At 66.5% G+C, this 16,136-nt stretch carries 16 protein-coding genes; 7 read left to right on the top strand and 9 right to left on the bottom strand.

Annotation, left to right across the window (positions count from 1 at the left end; all coding sequences use genetic code 11):
• From VGL30_RS18805 to VGL30_RS09325, 4 genes are all read right to left on the bottom strand, one after another.
• Window positions 1-199: recombinase zinc beta ribbon domain-containing protein (locus VGL30_RS18805; RefSeq protein WP_414694969.1), on the bottom strand; the 199-nt coding region annotated here is incomplete at its 3' end.
• A gap of 107 nt (window positions 200-306) precedes the next feature.
• A complete protein-coding gene (locus tag VGL30_RS09335; RefSeq protein ID WP_331539187.1) occupies window positions 307-1,152 on the bottom strand; it encodes a relaxase/mobilization nuclease domain-containing protein in 846 nt (281 codons plus the stop codon).
• A complete protein-coding gene (locus tag VGL30_RS09330; RefSeq protein WP_331539185.1) occupies window positions 1,149-1,580 on the bottom strand; it encodes a hypothetical protein in 432 nt (143 codons plus the stop codon). The genes VGL30_RS09335 and VGL30_RS09330 overlap by 4 nt, the downstream gene beginning before the upstream one ends.
• 328 nt (window positions 1,581-1,908) lie before the next feature.
• Entirely contained in the window at window positions 1,909-2,820 is a 912-nt protein-coding gene (locus tag VGL30_RS09325; protein WP_331539183.1) for a LysR family transcriptional regulator, read from the bottom strand.
• 165 nt (window positions 2,821-2,985) lie between these two features.
• Here VGL30_RS09325 and VGL30_RS09320 point away from each other — a divergent pair, with 165 nt between their 5' ends.
• From VGL30_RS09320 to VGL30_RS09310, 3 genes are read left to right on the top strand one after another with little or no spacing between them, the layout of a single operon-like run.
• The gene (locus tag VGL30_RS09320; RefSeq protein WP_331539181.1) at window positions 2,986-4,068 is read left to right on the top strand and encodes an HlyD family secretion protein; all 1,083 of its coding nucleotides are present in this window, start codon (window positions 2,986-2,988) and stop codon (window positions 4,066-4,068) included.
• Between the two features lie 2 nt (window positions 4,069-4,070).
• The gene (locus tag VGL30_RS09315) at window positions 4,071-5,615 is read left to right on the top strand and encodes a DHA2 family efflux MFS transporter permease subunit (protein ID WP_331539179.1); all 1,545 of its coding nucleotides are present in this window, start codon (window positions 4,071-4,073) and stop codon (window positions 5,613-5,615) included.
• Window positions 5,612-7,045: an efflux transporter outer membrane subunit gene (locus tag VGL30_RS09310; protein ID WP_331539178.1), complete on the top strand. Its 1,434-nt coding sequence runs from the start codon at window positions 5,612-5,614 to the stop codon at window positions 7,043-7,045. The genes VGL30_RS09315 and VGL30_RS09310 overlap by 4 nt, the downstream gene beginning before the upstream one ends.
• Before the next feature lie 172 nt (window positions 7,046-7,217).
• Here the strand turns inward: VGL30_RS09310 and VGL30_RS09305 are convergent, their stop codons facing one another.
• Window positions 7,218-8,000 (bottom strand): SDR family NAD(P)-dependent oxidoreductase, encoded by a 783-nt coding sequence (locus tag VGL30_RS09305; protein WP_331539177.1) that lies wholly within the window; start codon window positions 7,998-8,000, stop codon window positions 7,218-7,220.
• Window positions 8,001-8,513: 513 nt separating this feature from the next.
• Here VGL30_RS09305 and VGL30_RS09300 point away from each other — a divergent pair.
• Window positions 8,514-8,846: a hypothetical protein gene (locus VGL30_RS09300; protein WP_331539175.1), complete on the top strand. Its 333-nt coding sequence runs from the start codon at window positions 8,514-8,516 to the stop codon at window positions 8,844-8,846.
• 13 nt (window positions 8,847-8,859) lie between these two features.
• On the opposite strand, the gene VGL30_RS09295 is transcribed toward VGL30_RS09300, so the two are convergent.
• Window positions 8,860-9,159: a hypothetical protein gene (locus tag VGL30_RS09295; RefSeq protein WP_331539173.1), complete on the bottom strand. Its 300-nt coding sequence runs from the start codon at window positions 9,157-9,159 to the stop codon at window positions 8,860-8,862.
• A gap of 305 nt (window positions 9,160-9,464) precedes the next feature.
• Between VGL30_RS09295 and VGL30_RS09290 the strand changes: the two genes are divergently transcribed.
• The 3 genes from VGL30_RS09290 to VGL30_RS09280 all read left to right on the top strand — a co-directional run bounded on the left by VGL30_RS09290 (window position 9,465) and on the right by VGL30_RS09280 (window position 13,484).
• Window positions 9,465-10,964, top strand: coding sequence for a fatty acid--CoA ligase family protein (locus tag VGL30_RS09290; RefSeq protein ID WP_331539171.1), 1,500 nt, complete (start codon window positions 9,465-9,467; stop codon window positions 10,962-10,964).
• A gap of 66 nt (window positions 10,965-11,030) precedes the next feature.
• A complete protein-coding gene (locus VGL30_RS09285) occupies window positions 11,031-11,831 on the top strand; it encodes an enoyl-CoA hydratase/isomerase family protein (protein ID WP_331539169.1) in 801 nt (266 codons plus the stop codon).
• A 408-nt stretch (window positions 11,832-12,239) separates the two neighbouring features.
• The gene (locus VGL30_RS09280; RefSeq protein ID WP_331539167.1) at window positions 12,240-13,484 is read left to right on the top strand and encodes a helix-turn-helix transcriptional regulator; all 1,245 of its coding nucleotides are present in this window, start codon (window positions 12,240-12,242) and stop codon (window positions 13,482-13,484) included.
• Window positions 13,485-13,523: 39 nt separating this feature from the next.
• On the opposite strand, the gene VGL30_RS09275 is transcribed toward VGL30_RS09280, so the two are convergent.
• The 3 genes from VGL30_RS09275 to VGL30_RS18800 all read right to left on the bottom strand — a co-directional run.
• Window positions 13,524-14,423, bottom strand: a complete 900-nt coding sequence (locus VGL30_RS09275; protein WP_331539165.1) for a LysR family transcriptional regulator — start codon at window positions 14,421-14,423, stop codon at window positions 13,524-13,526.
• Window positions 14,424-14,574: 151 nt separating this feature from the next.
• Complete coding sequence (locus tag VGL30_RS09270) at window positions 14,575-15,948, bottom strand: aromatic ring-hydroxylating dioxygenase subunit alpha (RefSeq protein WP_331539163.1); 1,374 nt, start codon at window positions 15,946-15,948, stop codon at window positions 14,575-14,577.
• A gap of 49 nt (window positions 15,949-15,997) precedes the next feature.
• A partial coding sequence (locus VGL30_RS18800) for a TauD/TfdA family dioxygenase (RefSeq protein ID WP_414694964.1) occupies window positions 15,998-16,136 on the bottom strand: 139 nt, incomplete at its 5' end.

The following is a 16,136-nucleotide window of genomic DNA, read 5'->3' as shown; positions in this document are numbered from 1 at the left end:
CGCGCGCGGTTTTGAAGAGCGCGTCCGTCGGCTCGATCGAGCGCAGCAGCGCTGCAAAATCGCCCTCGATCTTGTCGCGCCGGATCGACTTCCCATAGGCGACGCAACTGCGCTTCTGACAGAGGTAGTAGGGGTGGTAGCGGTCGCGGCCTTTGCTCCAGCACGCACTAAGTGGTGACGAGCAATCGTCGCAGACGATGTAGACGACGCCGAGACAACGCAGTCATCAGCATCGTGATGTAACCGCCGGACCGGGTGCCGCAACAGCACCCGGTCTATCGCTTTAGGAAAGCTGCGCGTGGTGGATCAGTCGTCATCGTGACAAAATCCGTCATGGCGCGGAAATTTTTCCTCCCATGGATCGACGGCCCATTCGTCCCACCATGGATCTTCCTCAAGGCGGATGCCCATGGCGCGGTAGATGGCGAACAACCGGCCTTCGCGGTTGCGCCGCGCCACATAGAGCGCCTCGCGCTCCAGAATATAGGCGCAGCGCTCTTCGACGCTGGGGCCGCATTCCTCAGGCCGGATAAAGCCGCGCTCTTCAAGGCTGCGCATGAACGCCTGCGCGTTGTCCGAGCCCGACCAGCACGCCTGCAATGTCTGTTTGAGCCAGCGCGGGTCGATGCCTTGGCGCTTGGCCTGCTGCCATTCGGCGAGATTGAAGTTGGTGGGATCGCGCTCGGCGGCGTTCTCGAATCCGCGCGGCATCTTCCACCCGTGTTCGAGGTACAGATCGCGCGACACCTCAATGAGCTTCTGTTTGAAGAAAGGGAGGTGACAGGCCGTCATCGTCTCCGCGTCGATGCGCGACCAGACGCAATGCGCGTGACGACGGCCTTCCTTCTCGTGGAAGACGATCGCGCGCGGCTGACCATCAAGGCCGAGCCGTTCACCGATGCGGTCGATCGCGCGCTCGAACACGTCCGGTGCGACACTCGCGTCTTCCGGCGGGCTGAGGCTCAGCGAGAAAAGATATTGGCGGCATTTCGTGCCGCGACTGATCGCGTCCGCTTCCTTGAACGCGCCTTTCAGGTCGTCCGAGATGAAACCGCTCAGTTCGTGGACAAGGACGTGTTCGTTTTCGTCCGCACGCATCAGGTGGGCGGCGAGGTCTTGTCCGCCGCCGCGTTGGGAGGCTTTCAGGATCATGGCGCGTCCTCGGATTTGAGGCCGAGCGCGACCAGCAGCAGGCGACGGATTTCTCGAACGTCGGCGACAGCGGTCGAGAGTTCCGCTTCGAGTTCTGGCGTGACCGGAAGAGCGCCGACATGCGCAAGGCGCGCGAGCTGATTGAGATTGTTGGCGAGCCGCGAACGCCCAAGCACGGCGACGAGTTGGGCGAACGCCCTGCGATTTTCGACCGAGATTCCCGATCGCCGCACGCGGATCGGGGGCGTCTCGCCCAGAACCTTGGCCCGAATATATGTCCCGAGCGGCACGCCCGAGGCCTCATCGATCAGGCGCGCTCGTTCCTCTTTGGATAGCCGAAGGCTGAACGGCGCGACCCGCCGCTTGCGGGGCCATGGCACGGGCGGTTCGCTTGTAAGGGTGGGGGTGAAGCTATCGGTCAGGGACACGGCGGCACCTGAGGATCATCGACCCTCAGGTGAGAAAGAACGCCGTGCCAATCGTCGAAAATCAGGAACAATTGGTTCGAGGTCTCGACATCGAGGCCCACCAGCGCACGCCCACGGGGTCAACGGACGTCCAGGCCAAGCTCGGGCTCCAGGCGTTCCCGCATCGTGACCCGCTCCTAAGATTGAGGATTCCGGAGACATCCAGCCGCCTCGTCCGGTACGCGGCCGTGGCGGCATGTGCCGGACTGCGCCGCCAACCAGCGTACGGATAAATCGGATCATGCCCAAACTCCCGCTTCGGGGCTTGGTTTCGACGCTGGCGGGCTGTCTACCAGGGCGCGTCGCGGCGACTCCATTCCTCGATGAAGTTCAGGAACACCTGCAGCGGCGCGGGCGTCTGCCGCCGGCTCGGATGGTAGAGGAAGACGCCGGTGCGCTCCCCGCCCCAGTCCTCGAGGAGGTTCACCAGCCGCCCCTGCGCGAGATGTCCCGCGACGATCGGCTCGGGCAGGTAGCCCACGCCGACGCCGTCCAGGATGGTGCTGAGCCACAGGTCGAGGTCGTTGACGATGAGCGGGCCTTCCACCGCGATCTCGATGTGCTGGTCGCCCTTGGCGAACACCCACGGCAGGAGGGCGCCGTCCCAGGGCACGCGGAACTGGATGCAGCTGTGGCCGTGCAGGTCCCGCGGCGCGGCGGGCTTCGGATGGCGCGCCAAATAGCCGGGCGCGGCCACGGCCAGCATCCGGAACTCGTCGGCGATGCGCAGGGTGGTCATGTCGCGCTCGACCTGGTGGCCCACGCGGATGCCGGCGTCGAACCGGCCGCTGACGATGTCGCTGCGGCTGTCGTCGACGAAGATTTCCAGGCGGATCTCCGGATATTCCGCCAGGAATGGCTGGACGAGCGGCGCCAGCAGCAGGGTGGCGAACGGGCGCGTGACCGCCAGGCGCAGCGAGCCCATCGGCTTGTCGCGGAACGAGTTGACGCTCTCCAGGGCGTGGCCGAGCCCCTCCAGGATCGGCTGGATCTCCGCGAGCAGCCGGCCTCCGGCGGCGGTCAGGGCGACGCTGCGGGTGGTGCGGTTGAACAGGCGCACGCCCAGCCGGTCTTCCAGCGAGCGGATGGTCTGGCTGATGGTCGGCAGGGCGATCCCCACCTGCACCGCCGCCTTGGTGAAGCTCCGATGCTCGGCGACGGCGGCGAAGGCGTCGAGCTCGTTAAGCCGGATACGGCCCATTATTTCAATTTTCCACATAACCTCTTCGGAATATTTTCCCTTATCAAAAGGCGTCGCGAGTTTCAAAACATGCCGCAACGAGCTCCGCCGGACGCACGGGCGCGACCAGCCGTCGTATGCGTCCGGCCGCTCACCCCCGCCGAGGACCCCCCTGAAATGGCTGAAATGGCGCCATCCGCCGATCCCGCCGAGCCGCCGCCGAAGAGCCGGAGCGGTCGGGACAGGTCGGCGCCGCGGCGGCTGCTGCTGATCGGCGGCCCGGCGCTGGCGGTGGTGGCGGCGCTCGCCTTCTATCTCGCCGGCGGCCGCTACGCCTCGACGGACGACGCCTACGTCCAGGCCGCGCGCGTCGACGTCAGCACCAATATCCCGGGCCGGGTCAGCGAGGTGGACGTTCACGACAACCAGGCGGTCCGCGCGGGACAGGTGCTGTTCCGGCTCGATCCCCGCCGCTTCGAGATCGCCGTCGCTGACGCGGAAGCGCAGCTCGCCGTGGCGCGCCGCAAGATCCCCGCGCTGCAGGCCGACTACCGGCAGCGCCAAGCCGACGAGGAATCGATGCGCACGACGCTGGCCTACCGTAAGCGCGAGTTCGACCGCCAGACCCAGCTCGCCGCCGACGGCATCTCCTCCCACGCCCAGCTCGACCAGGCGGCGAACGATCTGGCCTCGGCGCGCCAGCAGCTGGCCGCCGCCAGCCAGCAATCCGCCAGCGCCCTGGCCGACCTGGGCGGGAACCTCGTCCAACCGATCGACGAGCAGCCCGGCGTGCGCCAGGCCCAGGCCGCCCTGGACCGCGCGAAGCTCGAGCTCTCCTACACTGTGGTGACCGCCCCGATCGACGGCGTCGCCGCCAAGGTCGAGCAGCTGCAGGTCGGCGACTACGTGAACGCTGCCTCACCCCTGTTCGCCCTGGTCTCGCAGCGCCGCATGTGGATCGAGGCCAACTTCAAGGAGACCGACGTCACCCACATGCGCCCAGGCCAGCACGCGACCTACAGGATCGACGCCTATCCGGCGAAGACCTTCGACGCCACGGTGGAGAGCGCCAGCCCCGGCACCGGCTCCAGCTTCGCCCTGCTGCCGCCGGAGAACGCTTCCGGCAACTGGGTGAAGGTCGTCCAGCGCCTGCCCGTGCGCCTGAGCGTCGGGCGCCGGAGCGCCGCCGCCCCGCTTGCGGCGGGCATGAGCGTGCGGGTGAAGGTCGACACCCAGCATCACCGCGCACTGCCCTTCCTGGGGGGTTAGCGATGACGGACGCGACGGCCGACACGGTCCTGGCCGCGGCGTCCAACCGCCGCATCATCACCGCCTCGGTGATGGCGGCGACGATCATGCAATCGCTGGACAGCACCATCGCCAACGTCGCCCTGCCCCACATGCAGGGCGAGCTTTCGGCCACCCAGGACCAGATGGGCTGGGTGCTCACCTCCTACATCGTCGCCGCCGCCATCACGATTCCGCTGAGCGGCTGGCTGGCCAACGCCTTCGGCCGCCGCAAGGTGTTCCTGGCCTCGATCGTGCTCTTCACCGTCACCTCGGCGCTCTGCGGCGCGGCCGTGACCCTGCCGCAGATCGTGCTGTTCCGGTTCCTGCAGGGCGTGGGCGGCGCGGCGCTCGTGCCGTTGTCCCAGGCCGTGCTCTTTGACATCAACGACCCGAAGGACTTCGGCCGCGCCATGGCGATCTGGGCCGGCAGCGCCCAGGCGGGCAACATCTTCGGGCCGGCCCTGGGCGGCTGGCTGACCGACAATCTGAGCTGGCGGTGGGTGTTCTACATCAACCTGCCGATCGGCGTGCTGGCTTTCGTGGGCCTGCTGCTGACCATGCCGGAAAGCCGGGCCGCCAAGCGCCCGTCCTTCGACTTCCTGGGCTTCGCAACGCTCAGCCTGGGCGTCACCGCGCTGCAGCTCCTGCTCGACCGGGGCCAGCTTCTCGATTGGTTCTCCTCCCCCGAAATCGTCATCGAGGCGGCCGTGGCGGCGCTCGGCTTCTACCTGTTCATCTCCCACATGTTCACGAGCGAGCGGCCGTTCCTGAACCCGGCGCTGTTCACGGACCGCAACTTCGTCGCCGCCAACGCCTTCATCTTCCTGATCGGCCTGGTGCTGTTCGGCAGCTTGGCCCTGCTGCCGCCGATGCTGCAGAACCAGTTCGGCTATCCCGTCGTCCTCACCGGCCTGGTGACCGCGCCGCGCGGCCTGGGAACCTTCCTGGGCATGATCATCGTCGGACGGATCATCGGACGGATCAACGTCCGCCTGATCATGGCCGCGGGCTTCCTCATCACCGCCTTCGCGCTCTGGCAGATGACCCAGTTCTCGCCGCAGATGGGATATTGGCCGGTGATCGTTTCCGGCCTCGTTCAGGGTCTCGGGATCGCGATCATCTATGTGCCGGCGTCGACCGTGGCGTTCGCCACCCTCTCGGGAAGCCTGCGCAACGAAGGGACCGCGCTTTTCAACCTGGTGCGCAACCTCGGCAGCTCGGTGGGCATCTCGGTGGTGCTGTTCCTGCTGGTCCAGAACACCCAGCGGCTGCACGCCTCCCTGGGCGAGCATGTCACGCCCTACAACGCCGCGGCCAACCCCGCGGCGATCGCCGCGCATCTCGACCCCACGACCGCCAAGGGCCGGGCCGCGCTCGACGCGGCGATCACCCACCAGAGCACGTTCATCGCCTACCTCGACGACTTCAAGCTGATGATGGTGCTGACCCTGCTCACCCTGCCGTTCCTGCTGCTGGTGCGCGATACGAAGCCGGCGCCGGGCGAGCGCCCGCACGTGCTCGAATGACCCGGCCCGCCCCGCTGCTCGCTGCCGCCCTGGCGCTCATGCTCAGCGCCTGCGCGGTCGGGCCCGATTTCGTGCGCCCGCAGACCCGGGCTGCGCCGACCTACGCCGCCCCAGGCGACGCGCCGCCGCCGGCCGACCAGGCCGTCGTACTGGGCCAGTCCCAGGCCGGCGACTGGTGGACGCCGTTCCGCGCGCCGGCGCTCGACCGCGTCATCACCCTGGCGCTGGCCAACAACCAGGACCTCGCCGTCGCCAGGGCCCGCCTGGCCGAGGCGCAGGACGATGTCAGGGCCGCGGCGGCCGCCCGCCTGCCGGAGGCGGCCCTGGGCGCGACGGCGGGCCGTCAGAAATATGGCGCGGCGCTGTTCGGGCCTCTCGAGCTCTCCGTGCCGCCCTTCACCTACTACAGCGTGGGGCCCACCGCCCGCGCGCCCCTGGACATCTTCGGCGGCGCGAAGCGGGCGGAGGAGGCCAAGGCCGCCTACGCGGAATATCGCGGCTACGAGCTGGAGGCGGCCCGCCTGACGCTGAGCGCCAACGTCGCCGCCCAGGCCCTGGCGGTCGCCGCGGCCAGAAGCCAGACCGCGGATCTCGAGACGGTGCTGGCCGACGACGAGCGGAACGTGGCGCTGATCCGCACCGCGATCCGGGTGGGGTCGGGGACCCGCACCCAGCTGCTCAGCGCCGAGAGCCAGCTCGCCAGCGACCGCACCCTCATGCCGCCGCTTCGCCAGCAGGAGAGCACGGCGCGCCACGCCCTGGCGGTGTTGACCGGCCAGGCGCCGGCGGACTGGACGGCGCCCGACTTCGCCCTGGCCGACTTCACCCTGCCCTCGGAGATCGCCGCCAGCCTGCCCTCCGAACTGGCGCACCGCCGCCCCGACATCCTGGCCGCCGAGGCCCAGGTCCACGCCGCCAGCGCCGCCATCGGCGTGGCGACCGCCAACCTCTATCCGAAGATCGAGATCACCGGGGCCTTCACCCAACAGGCCCTGACGCCCGGCGGCCTCGCCCAGGGCGGCGCCTCGGCCTGGGCGTTCGCGGCCAACCTTACCCAGCCGCTGTTCAACGGCGGCCGGCTCAACGCCGAGCGCCGCGCCGCCGCCCGCCGCTACGACGCCGCCATCGCCAGCTACCGGCAGACCGTGCTGAAGGCCTTCGGCGAGGTGGCCGACCGGCTGCAGGCCCTGGCCAACGACGCCGACCAGCTCCGCGCCCAGGCGCAGGCCGCCGACACGGCGGCTTCGGCCCTCGATCTCGCCCGGCGCAGCTATGCGGCCGGCAATTCCGGGATCCTCGACGTGCTCGACGCCGAGCGGCGGCTGGCGCAGGCCCAGCTCGGCAGGTCCCAGGCGAAGGCCCAGCGCCTGGCCGACACCGTGCAGCTCTACCTGGCGCTGGGCGGCGCGATGCCGGCGGCGGCCCGGTAGAGCGGAATTCCGCCGGCCCGCCAACACCGCTCATTCCGCTTTCGCCACCCCGCACGTTCGCCCGCGCCAGTCTTTACCCGTCAACAGCGGACCTCCGGCGGCCGGGCAAGGCGAGCTCTCCGGCCGGGCGCCAACGTCCAGTGCTGGCGCGAGCTGTCCCCAGCGCTCGACCTCAGGCCTCGACCTGCGCCGCGCCCTGGGACTGGCGGTACATCCGCTCTGGTTTCATTCCCGCTGATTGGCCTCCGTCAATTGGCAAGGTGACGCCGGTGACGAACCCGCTCTTGTTCGAGCCAAGCCAAAGAACGGCGTTAGCGACCTCCTCGGGTGCGCCGACGCGCCGCATCGGCGTCGCCGGGGCGGCCTGTCGTTGCGCCTGCTCGCCGGCCGCCTTCAGGTGATGGGTAAGGATCGGTCCCGGAGCCAGAACGTTCACGCGGACGCCGCGGTCGGCATAGTCGAGGGCTGCGACCTTGGTGAGGGCGATGACGCCGGCCTTGCCGGTCACATAACCCGCGAGATTGGCCACGCCTTGCACGCCGGCCAGCGACGCCATGTTGATGATCGAGCCGCCTCCGGATGCGAGCATGGTCGGAATCTGGTGCTTCATGCCGAGGAAGGTCCCACGGATATTCGTCCGGATAGCCCGATCGAAGTCATCGACTTCCATGTCGGCGAGCGCCTGAGGGACCGTGCCGTCGGTCACGTTGTTGAACGCCACGTCGAGCCGTCCGAAGTCGTCGAGCACGCGCTTGATCAGGCGCGCGACAGAGCTCTCGTCGCCGACGTCGACAGTGACGCAACGGGCTTCGTACCCCTCGCTGCGGATTTCGCCTGCCACCGCCGCGAGGGCGTCCCCGTCGCGCGCCGCAAGCATCACCTTCGCGCCCGCCCGCGCCAGGACCGCGGCCGTCACCCCCCGCGGCCGCGAGCGCGTCATCGAATGCCCGGCCAAGCCGCTTGGCGGTCTGGCTGAGGAGGAAGCCGAACGGAGGTTCCAGGGGTGGTCTCATGGGAAACATATAGCTGTCTAAATATTAGATATCTCTATTTCTATGGAAGGGCGGTCCGCCGCCGGCGCCGACTGCTTGACTGCGGTGTGGTTCTCCAGGAACGTCCCGAAGTCGCCTGATCGCCAATGCGTTGCGAAGCTCTGAAGTCGCCGCCTGCGTTCGATCGACGCCCCAGCCGCCGCCCGTGGCGCACCGCCGGGATGGCGCCTGGCTCGAATAGACAGTCACCATTTGGTATTTGGGCTCCGGCTCGCCGATATTACTCTGCAGACCCGTCATGACGAACGAGACGTATGCGAGCGCCGTAGAATTCGGCGGGTTTTCCGCCGAAGCTGAAGCTTCGCGATGCTCGGATCGCGGATCCGGAGTCCTGAGCGCGACGCCACCGGCGCTTTGCCGGAACCCCGCTCGCGAGGCGATCGCAGCGGCCTTCCACCCAGAAACGAGGCTCTGAAATGCCGCAATACAAGCTGGTCGTAATGTCCAACCCGATGGAAGGGCGCGAAGACGAATACAACAAATGGTACAACGAGCATCACCTCGGGGCGGTGCTGGATATCGACGATTATACGGCGGCGCAGCGGTTCCGCATCGTCGACGGGTTCGAATCTTCGCATCGGTACATGGCGCTGTACGACGCCGAGTCGGTCGACACCGAGACCGCCATGGCGAAGATTTCGCAGCGGGTCGCCGAAGGCCGGATGCCGATCTCGGACGCCCTGGACCTGCGGACGTCGGTCACCTTCTACGAGCCGATCACCCCGCTGATTAAGGCCAAGGGGGGGTGAGGCCGCACAGGACCTAGGCCTTGATCGGCGGGGCGACGGCCTCATACAGGATCGCCGACACGTTCTTGTCCATGGCGCTTGATATCGGCAGGGCGTCGGTCCCGCCCCGTTTCGCAAGCTCCGCCATCACGGCCGCGGGCTGGTCGGTCTCGATGTCGTAAAGCGCGATGTACTTATAGCGCCCGAACTCGCCATCGGGACGCTTGAACCTCCTGACGCCAAGCACGCCGTCGATCTTCAGCAAATCCTCCGAGTGTCGATTGCTGTACCAGTCATTGTATTCGTCCTCACGACCTTTCACGGCGTTGGTCATGACTAGCAGGGTGTACGCAGTCATCGCCGGCCCCTTCAATCCAGTGTACTAAGGATTTCATGAGGCCCGTGGCGCGCTCAATCACCATCTAGGGACAATAATGCGCCCAGGCGGCGGAGCCGCGCGCAACGCCCCGACGATGCCGGGCGGCCGGCCGGGATGATTGCCCACAGATGGTGGTTGCGGGAAACCAGCTTAGAATATAATTCTCCGGATGAGCTGAAATACTAAATAATATTTCAGTATGGATATAATTCAGGGCGGTATTCGCAGGCATGCAAAGTCCGGAGAGGGAGCGTCGAGGCATGCTGGATGCGATGGTCCTGGACGCCCTTCACGGGCCGCCGGCGCAGCGCGCTCTGCAGAGCCAGGGCGTCTGGCGTGACTGGGGCTGGGTTCGGGGCGTCGCGGAAAGCGTCGAGGCCAGGCTCACGGAATCCGGCGTCGGACCGGACCAGGCCGTCGGATTTGTTCCTCGCAATACGGCGGAATGCGCCGCGGCCCTGCTGGGCCTCATCGCCGGACGCCGCGACGTCGTGATGATCTACGCCTACCAGTCGATGGAAGCGATCGCGCGGAAGCTCGAGGACCTGCGGTGCGCCGCGGTCGTAGCGCCGGCCGCTCTCTGGGGGCAGCCTGTGCGCGACGCGGCGGCGCGGCTTGGGATCCTCGGCGTCGCGTTGGAGCCTGACGCCTATGTGGTTGCAGGAACGGCGTTCGACCGCGCCGCGCCGCACCGTGCAGCGGCGGAAAAGCCAGGGATCGGCCTGCTCACGAGCGGGACCACCGGGCCTCCGAAGATCTTCCACATGGACTACGACCTCATTCACCGCGCCATGGTGAACGAGTCGAGCGCGACCCAGCGGGCGATCGATCCTGCCACGCCGGCCCTGCATTACCATCCGTTCGGCAATATCGCCGGCGTCTACGGCTACCTGCCGCTGGTCGCCGTGCGCCAGCCGATCATCATGCTGGAAAAGTTCTCGGTCGAGGGCTGGCTGAAGTACGTGCGGGAATATCGGCCGGTCGTCAGCGGCATGCCGTCGGCCGGGTTCGGCATGGTGCTCGACGCGAACATCCCCGTGGAGGACCTCGCCAGCATCAAGTACATGCGGGCCGGCGCGGCGCCGGTCGACCCCGGCGTGCACCGCAAGTTCGAGGAACGCTACGGCGTCACCATCCTGCTCTCCTACGGGGCGACCGAATTCGGCGGCGTGGTGTCCGCCATGACCCCGGAAGACCACGCCAAGTTCGGCGAAGCGAAGTTCGGTTCGGTCGGCCGCCCCTGGGCCGGGGCGCAGTTCCGGGTCGTGGACCAAGAGACGGGCGCCATCCTGCCGCCCGGGGCGCAGGGGGTGCTGGAGGTGCAGGCCTCGCGGATGGGCCCGCACTGGATCCACACCACGGATCTCGCCGTGGTGGACGAGGACGGCTTCCTCTATCACCGGGGACGTAGCGACGGCGCGATCATGCGCGGCGGCTTCAAGATCGTGCCCGAGGTCGTGGTCACCGCCCTGCAATCGCACCCGGCGGTCTCCGCCGCCGCCGTGGTCGGCGTGCCCGACCGGCGCCTGGGCGAGATCCCGGTCGCGGCCTTCGAACTGCGTCCGGGCGCCGCCGCACCGTCGCACAAGGAGCTTGAAATTCATCTGCGGGGGATCCTGCCCGCCACCCACCTGCCGGTCGAGTATCGCCAGGTGGAGGCGCTGCCGCGCACGCCGTCGTTCAAGCTCGACGTTTTGGCGCTCCGCCAGATCTTTCTCGATGCGGCGCATGAACGGGGTGCGGCGGGGGGCTTGTCTTGAAGCTCGACAGCCCCGAATAAGGTCGCCCGCTCCGCCCTGCAGCCGCGACTGACTATGGAAGCCCCAATGACCGACGCCCCCCTGATCGTTAGCGAAGAACCCGGCATCATCATCTGCACGCTGAACCGGCCGGCGAAGCTGAACGCCATCAATCAGCAGATGATCCGGGGCATTCGCGAAGCGGTGCAGACCTACGCCCAACGGCCTGACCTGCGGGTGTTCCTGCTCCGCGCCACCGGCCGCTACTTCAGCGCCGGCGCCGACCAGCTCGACCGCAGCGGAACCGGCCCGGACCCCAAGAGCACTTCCGCGATCCGCGAATGGTACCGGACGGAGATGATGTCCGGGATGCAGCCGCTCTACGACCAGATGGAGGCGATCGAGAAGCCGTTCGTCGCGGCCCACCAAGCCACCTGCATGGGCGGCGGTCTGGAGATGTCCCTTTCCTGCGATTTCCGCCTGGCGGCGAAGAGCGCCAGCTACGCGTTGCCGGAGAACAAGCTGGGCGCCATCCCGGCGTCCGGGGGCGTCAGCCGGTTGACCCGGCTGGTGGGGCCCCATTGGTCCAAGTGGATGATCATGGGGGGGCAGGCCGTCGATGCGGACCTCGCCCGGACGATAGGTCTCGCGCACGCGGTCTACGCCGACGACGAGTTCGAAGCCAAGGTCATGGAATTCTGTCGCCATCTGGCGGTCCAGCCGGTCGAGACGATCGGCATGGCCAAGCTGACCATCAACCTGTGCGCGGACGCCGATCCGGGCGCCTCGCGGATGGTCGAGAGGCTCGGTCAGAGCATCCTGCACATCGGCGAGGAGAGCGCGGTGCTGCACGAAGCGATGCGCCGCAAGCTCAGCAAGACCGGCTGATCCTCGATCGGCGTCCACAGCGAAACTGAACGGCTCAAGGACGGAGCCACAGGGCTTCGCGCGCCTCCTCCGCGTCGCGGACGGTCCACATCTTCCGGCCGGCGGGTGCGCCGCAAGCAATGCAGATCGACGAGGGTTTGCCTCCGAGCCCCGGCCCCTGCCGCGCTTATGAATATTTTTGCTAAATATGGCAGTTAATATCAGTTATATCCTGCCTTCATCCGAGGTAGTGTTTGAGGCAACAACGACAATAATGCGAGACTAGGGTAACGGGAATATTTCTCAGGGGGCGCGATGCGCCATCCTGAACAAATGTCAACCATGGAGGCGGTCAGATCTCCCACCCCGAATAACTCGCATGTGAACACCGCAAGACGTGCTTGCCGGTGATCGAACGGGAGCGAGAGCATGGATGTATCAATCATCCGACGGGGTCAGAGGCTCGTTGCAAATTCTGGTCGCCATCTCGCCGTTGTCGATGAAAATTGGTCGGTCCCGCATGTCGCTCCTCCGATCAAACGGATCGCGCCGGTAGACGAACTCATCAGCCATATCTACCGGGGCCCCATCGAGCCGACGCCCTGGAAAGCCTGCCTGCGGGTTCTGCGTCGGCGAATGGGCTGCAGCTTCGCCGCGATCCTCATCCGCCCGGGACGGCTTGGCGCGAAGCCGCTGGTGGTCATGGAAGGTGAGGCGGCCGAGCCGGGCGCCGGCCGCCCGACAGCTGCGGAACATGCTCGCCTTGCGCACCTCGATCCGCTGGCGCGGGCCCTCGAAAGGCCGGGCGACCTGTTCACCCTGGACGAAGTCATGTCCTGGGACCTGTACAAGAACACCGAGTTCTATGAGAGGATTATCCGGCCCTACGGCATTCGCCATCAGCTGGGGATGAACTTCTCCGAGCCGAGCGGGTGGACCTGCAACATCGGGCTGATGAACGTCGAGGGCTCGCCTCCGTTCGGCCAAGACGAGAAAGATTTCATTCTGGAGTTGCTCCCGCATCTCCAAGTTTCCCTGAGCGTTTACGCTCGGATTCGTCGCGAGGAGAGCGAACGGCGGATCTTGTCCGAAACGCTGGATCGCCTGACCATCGGGACATATTTCCTCGACGGCTGTGGACGGGTGGTCGCGACCAACGCTGTTGGACGACGCCTTGTGGAAGAGAACAAGGGGATAACGATCGCCGACAACCGGCTTGCGCTCGACCGGAAATCCGAAAACACGGAACTGAACGCCCTCATCCGGAAAGCTTGTGAATGGGGTCTGGCGAGGCGCTCGGGCGCTTGCGCCGAAGCGATGAACGTGGACCAGTCCGATGGACAGCGCCTCGGTATTCTTGTCAGGGCGGTGCCGACGATGGGGTCGTTCGACAATGACTTCGACCCGAGAGCGATCGTGTATGTCAGCGACTCTTCCCGACAGAAGCTTGCTCCGGAGCGGTTCATTTCACGCCTGTTCGGGTTGACGGTCACCGAGGCGACGCTGGCCAAATTTCTCTCGAGCGGCATGTCCCTGGCGGAAGCGGCCGAGGCGCTTGGCGTGAAGGAGAATACAGCCCGGACCTACGCAAAGCGGGTGTTTGCGAAGGTCGGCGTAAACCGGCAGGCGGAACTGGTGCGCCTCATCCTCACTAGCGTCGCCCTGCTGGCGTGAGGGAGGGGGCCGCAGCCGCCGAAGGCGGCCCTCGCCGGATCAGCCGTCGCCGGATCGATTGAGCGCTTCCAGAATCCCCACCATGTCATGCAGGGTTCGGGAATTGTTGTCGCGCCGCCAGGCCAGGCTGAGCTCGACCGGCATCGAAAAGTCTTCGACCTTGCGGAAGACGACGAGATTCTCGGGACAATAGAGCTTGGCGGTCTCGACGAGGAAGCAGACGCCGAGGCCGACGGAGACCAGGTTGATCATCAGGTCTTCGTTGTAGGCTTCCTGCGCGATGTTCGGGACCAGGCCGCCCATGATGCAGGTCGCCAGCATCCGGTCGTACACCAGGGGTGAAACCCTTCTTGGGCGCCATACGAACGGTTCGCCCTCCAGGTCGCGCAACCTCAGTGTGCTGCGCTTCGTGAGAGGGTGCGTCCTCGGCAGCACAAGCAGCCAATCGGCTTTCTGGAAGCAGATCGTATCCAGGCTGGGGTCATGCCAGGCCATTTGCACGAAGCCCGCGTCGATCTTGCCGCTGTGGATCGCATCCAGGATTGCGCCCACCGTGAGCGGCGAGAGTTCCAGCGCCACTTCGGGAAATCGCTCCCGAAACGCCAGCAGCGCTTCGGATACGATCTTGTTTCGCGACCCTACCGTCTCGACCCCGATGCGCAGTTCGCCGACTGAACCTTTCACCGCCCGCTCGACGCGTCGGCTCGCCTGGGTCATGGCCTCGAGCACCTTGTGGGCGTCCTCGAGAAAAACCTTGCCTATGGCGGAGAGGCGGATCCGGCGGCCCTGGCGGACGAAGAGTTCGACCTGGAGCTCTTCTTCGAGGCTGCGGATCTGGTAGGAGAGGGCGGACTGCACCACGTTGAGGCGTTCAGCGGCACGGCTAAGGTTCTCCGCCTCGGCCGCTGCGATGAAGGCCCGTAGGGTCCGGATATCCATTCAGGGTCCTGGAGCGGTGCGAAGCGCGACTTGTCTACGACAAGGTTGTTGTAGGGCGCGAATGCGGCGGTGCTCGAATGTTCGAGACTGCCGAAGCAAGCTTATTTTGCGCAAGCCATCGCCTGATAGTACGGCAGGTGGCTCTGGGCCGCTATTCAGCGGCTTCGGCGGTCTGCGCTTGGGGCCGGCCGTTCAGATAGCTGTGCAGAACCCGGTGGAAGTTGGGGATGGTCGCTTCCTGGTACGGGTTGGTGCGCGCCCCGGTGAAGCCTCGGGAACGCATGCCCCGCTGGACCTGCCTGATGTTGCCGAAGTCCTGCTCCAGGAACGGGTTGCGGCCCTTGAAGTCCGCCGGATCGTTGAAGGTTTCGTGCGTCCAGTCCGGTTGGCGGCCGGGTCCGTACCGGCCCTGCCACCAGACGTCGAACAGGCAGGAATTCACGTCGTCGCCGTCGGGCCGCGAACGGTAGCTCATTGCGCCGTCATAGGCCGACAGGATGATGGCGTTGGGGAAGACGTGCCAGGTGCCGCCGGCCTCGGCGACGTCCTGGTCGGTGAGCTTCGCGGGCCATTCGGCGCCGGCCTTCTCCATCTCCTCGCGGTGGAACTTCCGGAAGGTGGCCATGATCTCCGCGGGCGGCGTGTCGGCCGGGACCTCGGTCATCAGCCGTTCGGCCGCGGCCACGGTGTATTCGGTCTGAAGCGCGTGCAGCGTGTCGTTGATCTCCTTGCTGGAGGCGAGCAAGGTGGCGCGAATATCGACCTTCGGCCCACCTTCGGCGAGGGCCTGGGTGCGCGACGCCGTGATGTTGCGATCGACGCGCAGGTTGCCGTGACGGCCGACGGTCACGGTCGGGACCTTCTTTCCCATGCCGCCGAACTTGAGCACTTGCGGGTGGGTGCCCTCGACGTGGTACGCCTCGTTGAAGGCGTCGAGCATGGTCTTCCAGTTGCAGGGCAGGCGCAGGGTCACGTACCAGCCGATGCGGCACTTCTCGAATTCGAAGTTGTTATAGAGTTCCGGCACCGGGGACAGGTAGTCGAGCAAGGGCTCGATGTCCGGCTTCATGCTGATCCACACCCAGCCGCCCCAGGTGTCGACCCGCACGGGCTTCAGGCTCAGGTCGGCGTTGTCGAAGTGCGGGCAGCCGTCCCAGTCCTCCCGCGCGGTGATGCGGGTGGGCACGCCGTCGAGGTCGTAGCGCCAGGCGTGAAACGGGCAGAACAGCGAACTGCCGGTGTTGCCCCCCCCGTCGTCTTTCAGCCGCCGGCCGCGATGCTGGCAGACGTTGTAGAAAGCCTTGAGTTCGCCCTTCTGCGTGCGCAGCACCAGGATCGACTCGTCGGCGATGTCGAAGACAGCATAGTCGCCCGGAGCCTCCACCTGCTCCTCGCGGCAGGCCATCAGCCACACCTCGCTCCAGAGCCGCTCCTTCTCCAGCTCCAGGACTTCACGACTGATGTAGTCGTCCTTCGGCACGAAATCCTTGCGGATGGTTCCGTCCAGCGGATGTGCTGGCATCATGAAGCTCCATGGCGCTTGCTGTCTTTTCGAAGTCGGTCTTGTAGAGATCCTACCGTTCGGTGACGCCTTCGAACACGCGCATTTTGCGGACGATTCCGGGCGGCATGTAGGGGCGCCTGTGCTGGACGCCGAAATTGTCCCAGATCACGAAGTCGCCGGGACGCCAGTGGTGCTCGTAGTAGGGGGCG

The organism is Phenylobacterium sp., from assembly GCF_036502675.1.
GTDB lineage: Bacteria > Pseudomonadota > Alphaproteobacteria > Caulobacterales > Caulobacteraceae > Phenylobacterium.
The sequence above is the reverse complement of the archived record's forward strand: the minus strand, read 5'-3'. Positions and strand labels throughout refer to the sequence as shown.

Bases quoted from the DNA above. Each gene is read 5' to 3' on its own strand.
- VGL30_RS09335 (WP_331539187.1), bottom strand. From the start codon at position 1,152: ATGATCCTGAAAGCCTCCCAACGCGGCGGCGGACAAGACCTCGCCGCC.
- VGL30_RS09325 (WP_331539183.1), bottom strand. From the start codon at position 2,820: ATGGGCCGTATCCGGCTTAACGAGCTCGACGCCTTCGCCGCCGTCGCC.
- VGL30_RS09320 (WP_331539181.1), top strand. From the start codon at position 2,986: ATGGCGCCATCCGCCGATCCCGCCGAGCCGCCGCCGAAGAGCCGGAGC.
- VGL30_RS09315 (WP_331539179.1), top strand. From the start codon at position 4,071: ATGACGGACGCGACGGCCGACACGGTCCTGGCCGCGGCGTCCAACCGC.
- VGL30_RS09310 (WP_331539178.1), top strand. From the start codon at position 5,612: ATGACCCGGCCCGCCCCGCTGCTCGCTGCCGCCCTGGCGCTCATGCTC.
- VGL30_RS09300 (WP_331539175.1), top strand. From the start codon at position 8,514: ATGCCGCAATACAAGCTGGTCGTAATGTCCAACCCGATGGAAGGGCGC.
- VGL30_RS09295 (WP_331539173.1), bottom strand. From the start codon at position 9,159: ATGACCAACGCCGTGAAAGGTCGTGAGGACGAATACAATGACTGGTAC.
- VGL30_RS09290 (WP_331539171.1), top strand. From the start codon at position 9,465: ATGCTGGATGCGATGGTCCTGGACGCCCTTCACGGGCCGCCGGCGCAG.
- VGL30_RS09285 (WP_331539169.1), top strand. From the start codon at position 11,031: ATGACCGACGCCCCCCTGATCGTTAGCGAAGAACCCGGCATCATCATC.
- VGL30_RS09280 (WP_331539167.1), top strand. From the start codon at position 12,240: ATGGATGTATCAATCATCCGACGGGGTCAGAGGCTCGTTGCAAATTCT.
- VGL30_RS09275 (WP_331539165.1), bottom strand. From the start codon at position 14,423: ATGGATATCCGGACCCTACGGGCCTTCATCGCAGCGGCCGAGGCGGAG.
- VGL30_RS09270 (WP_331539163.1), bottom strand. From the start codon at position 15,948: ATGATGCCAGCACATCCGCTGGACGGAACCATCCGCAAGGATTTCGTG.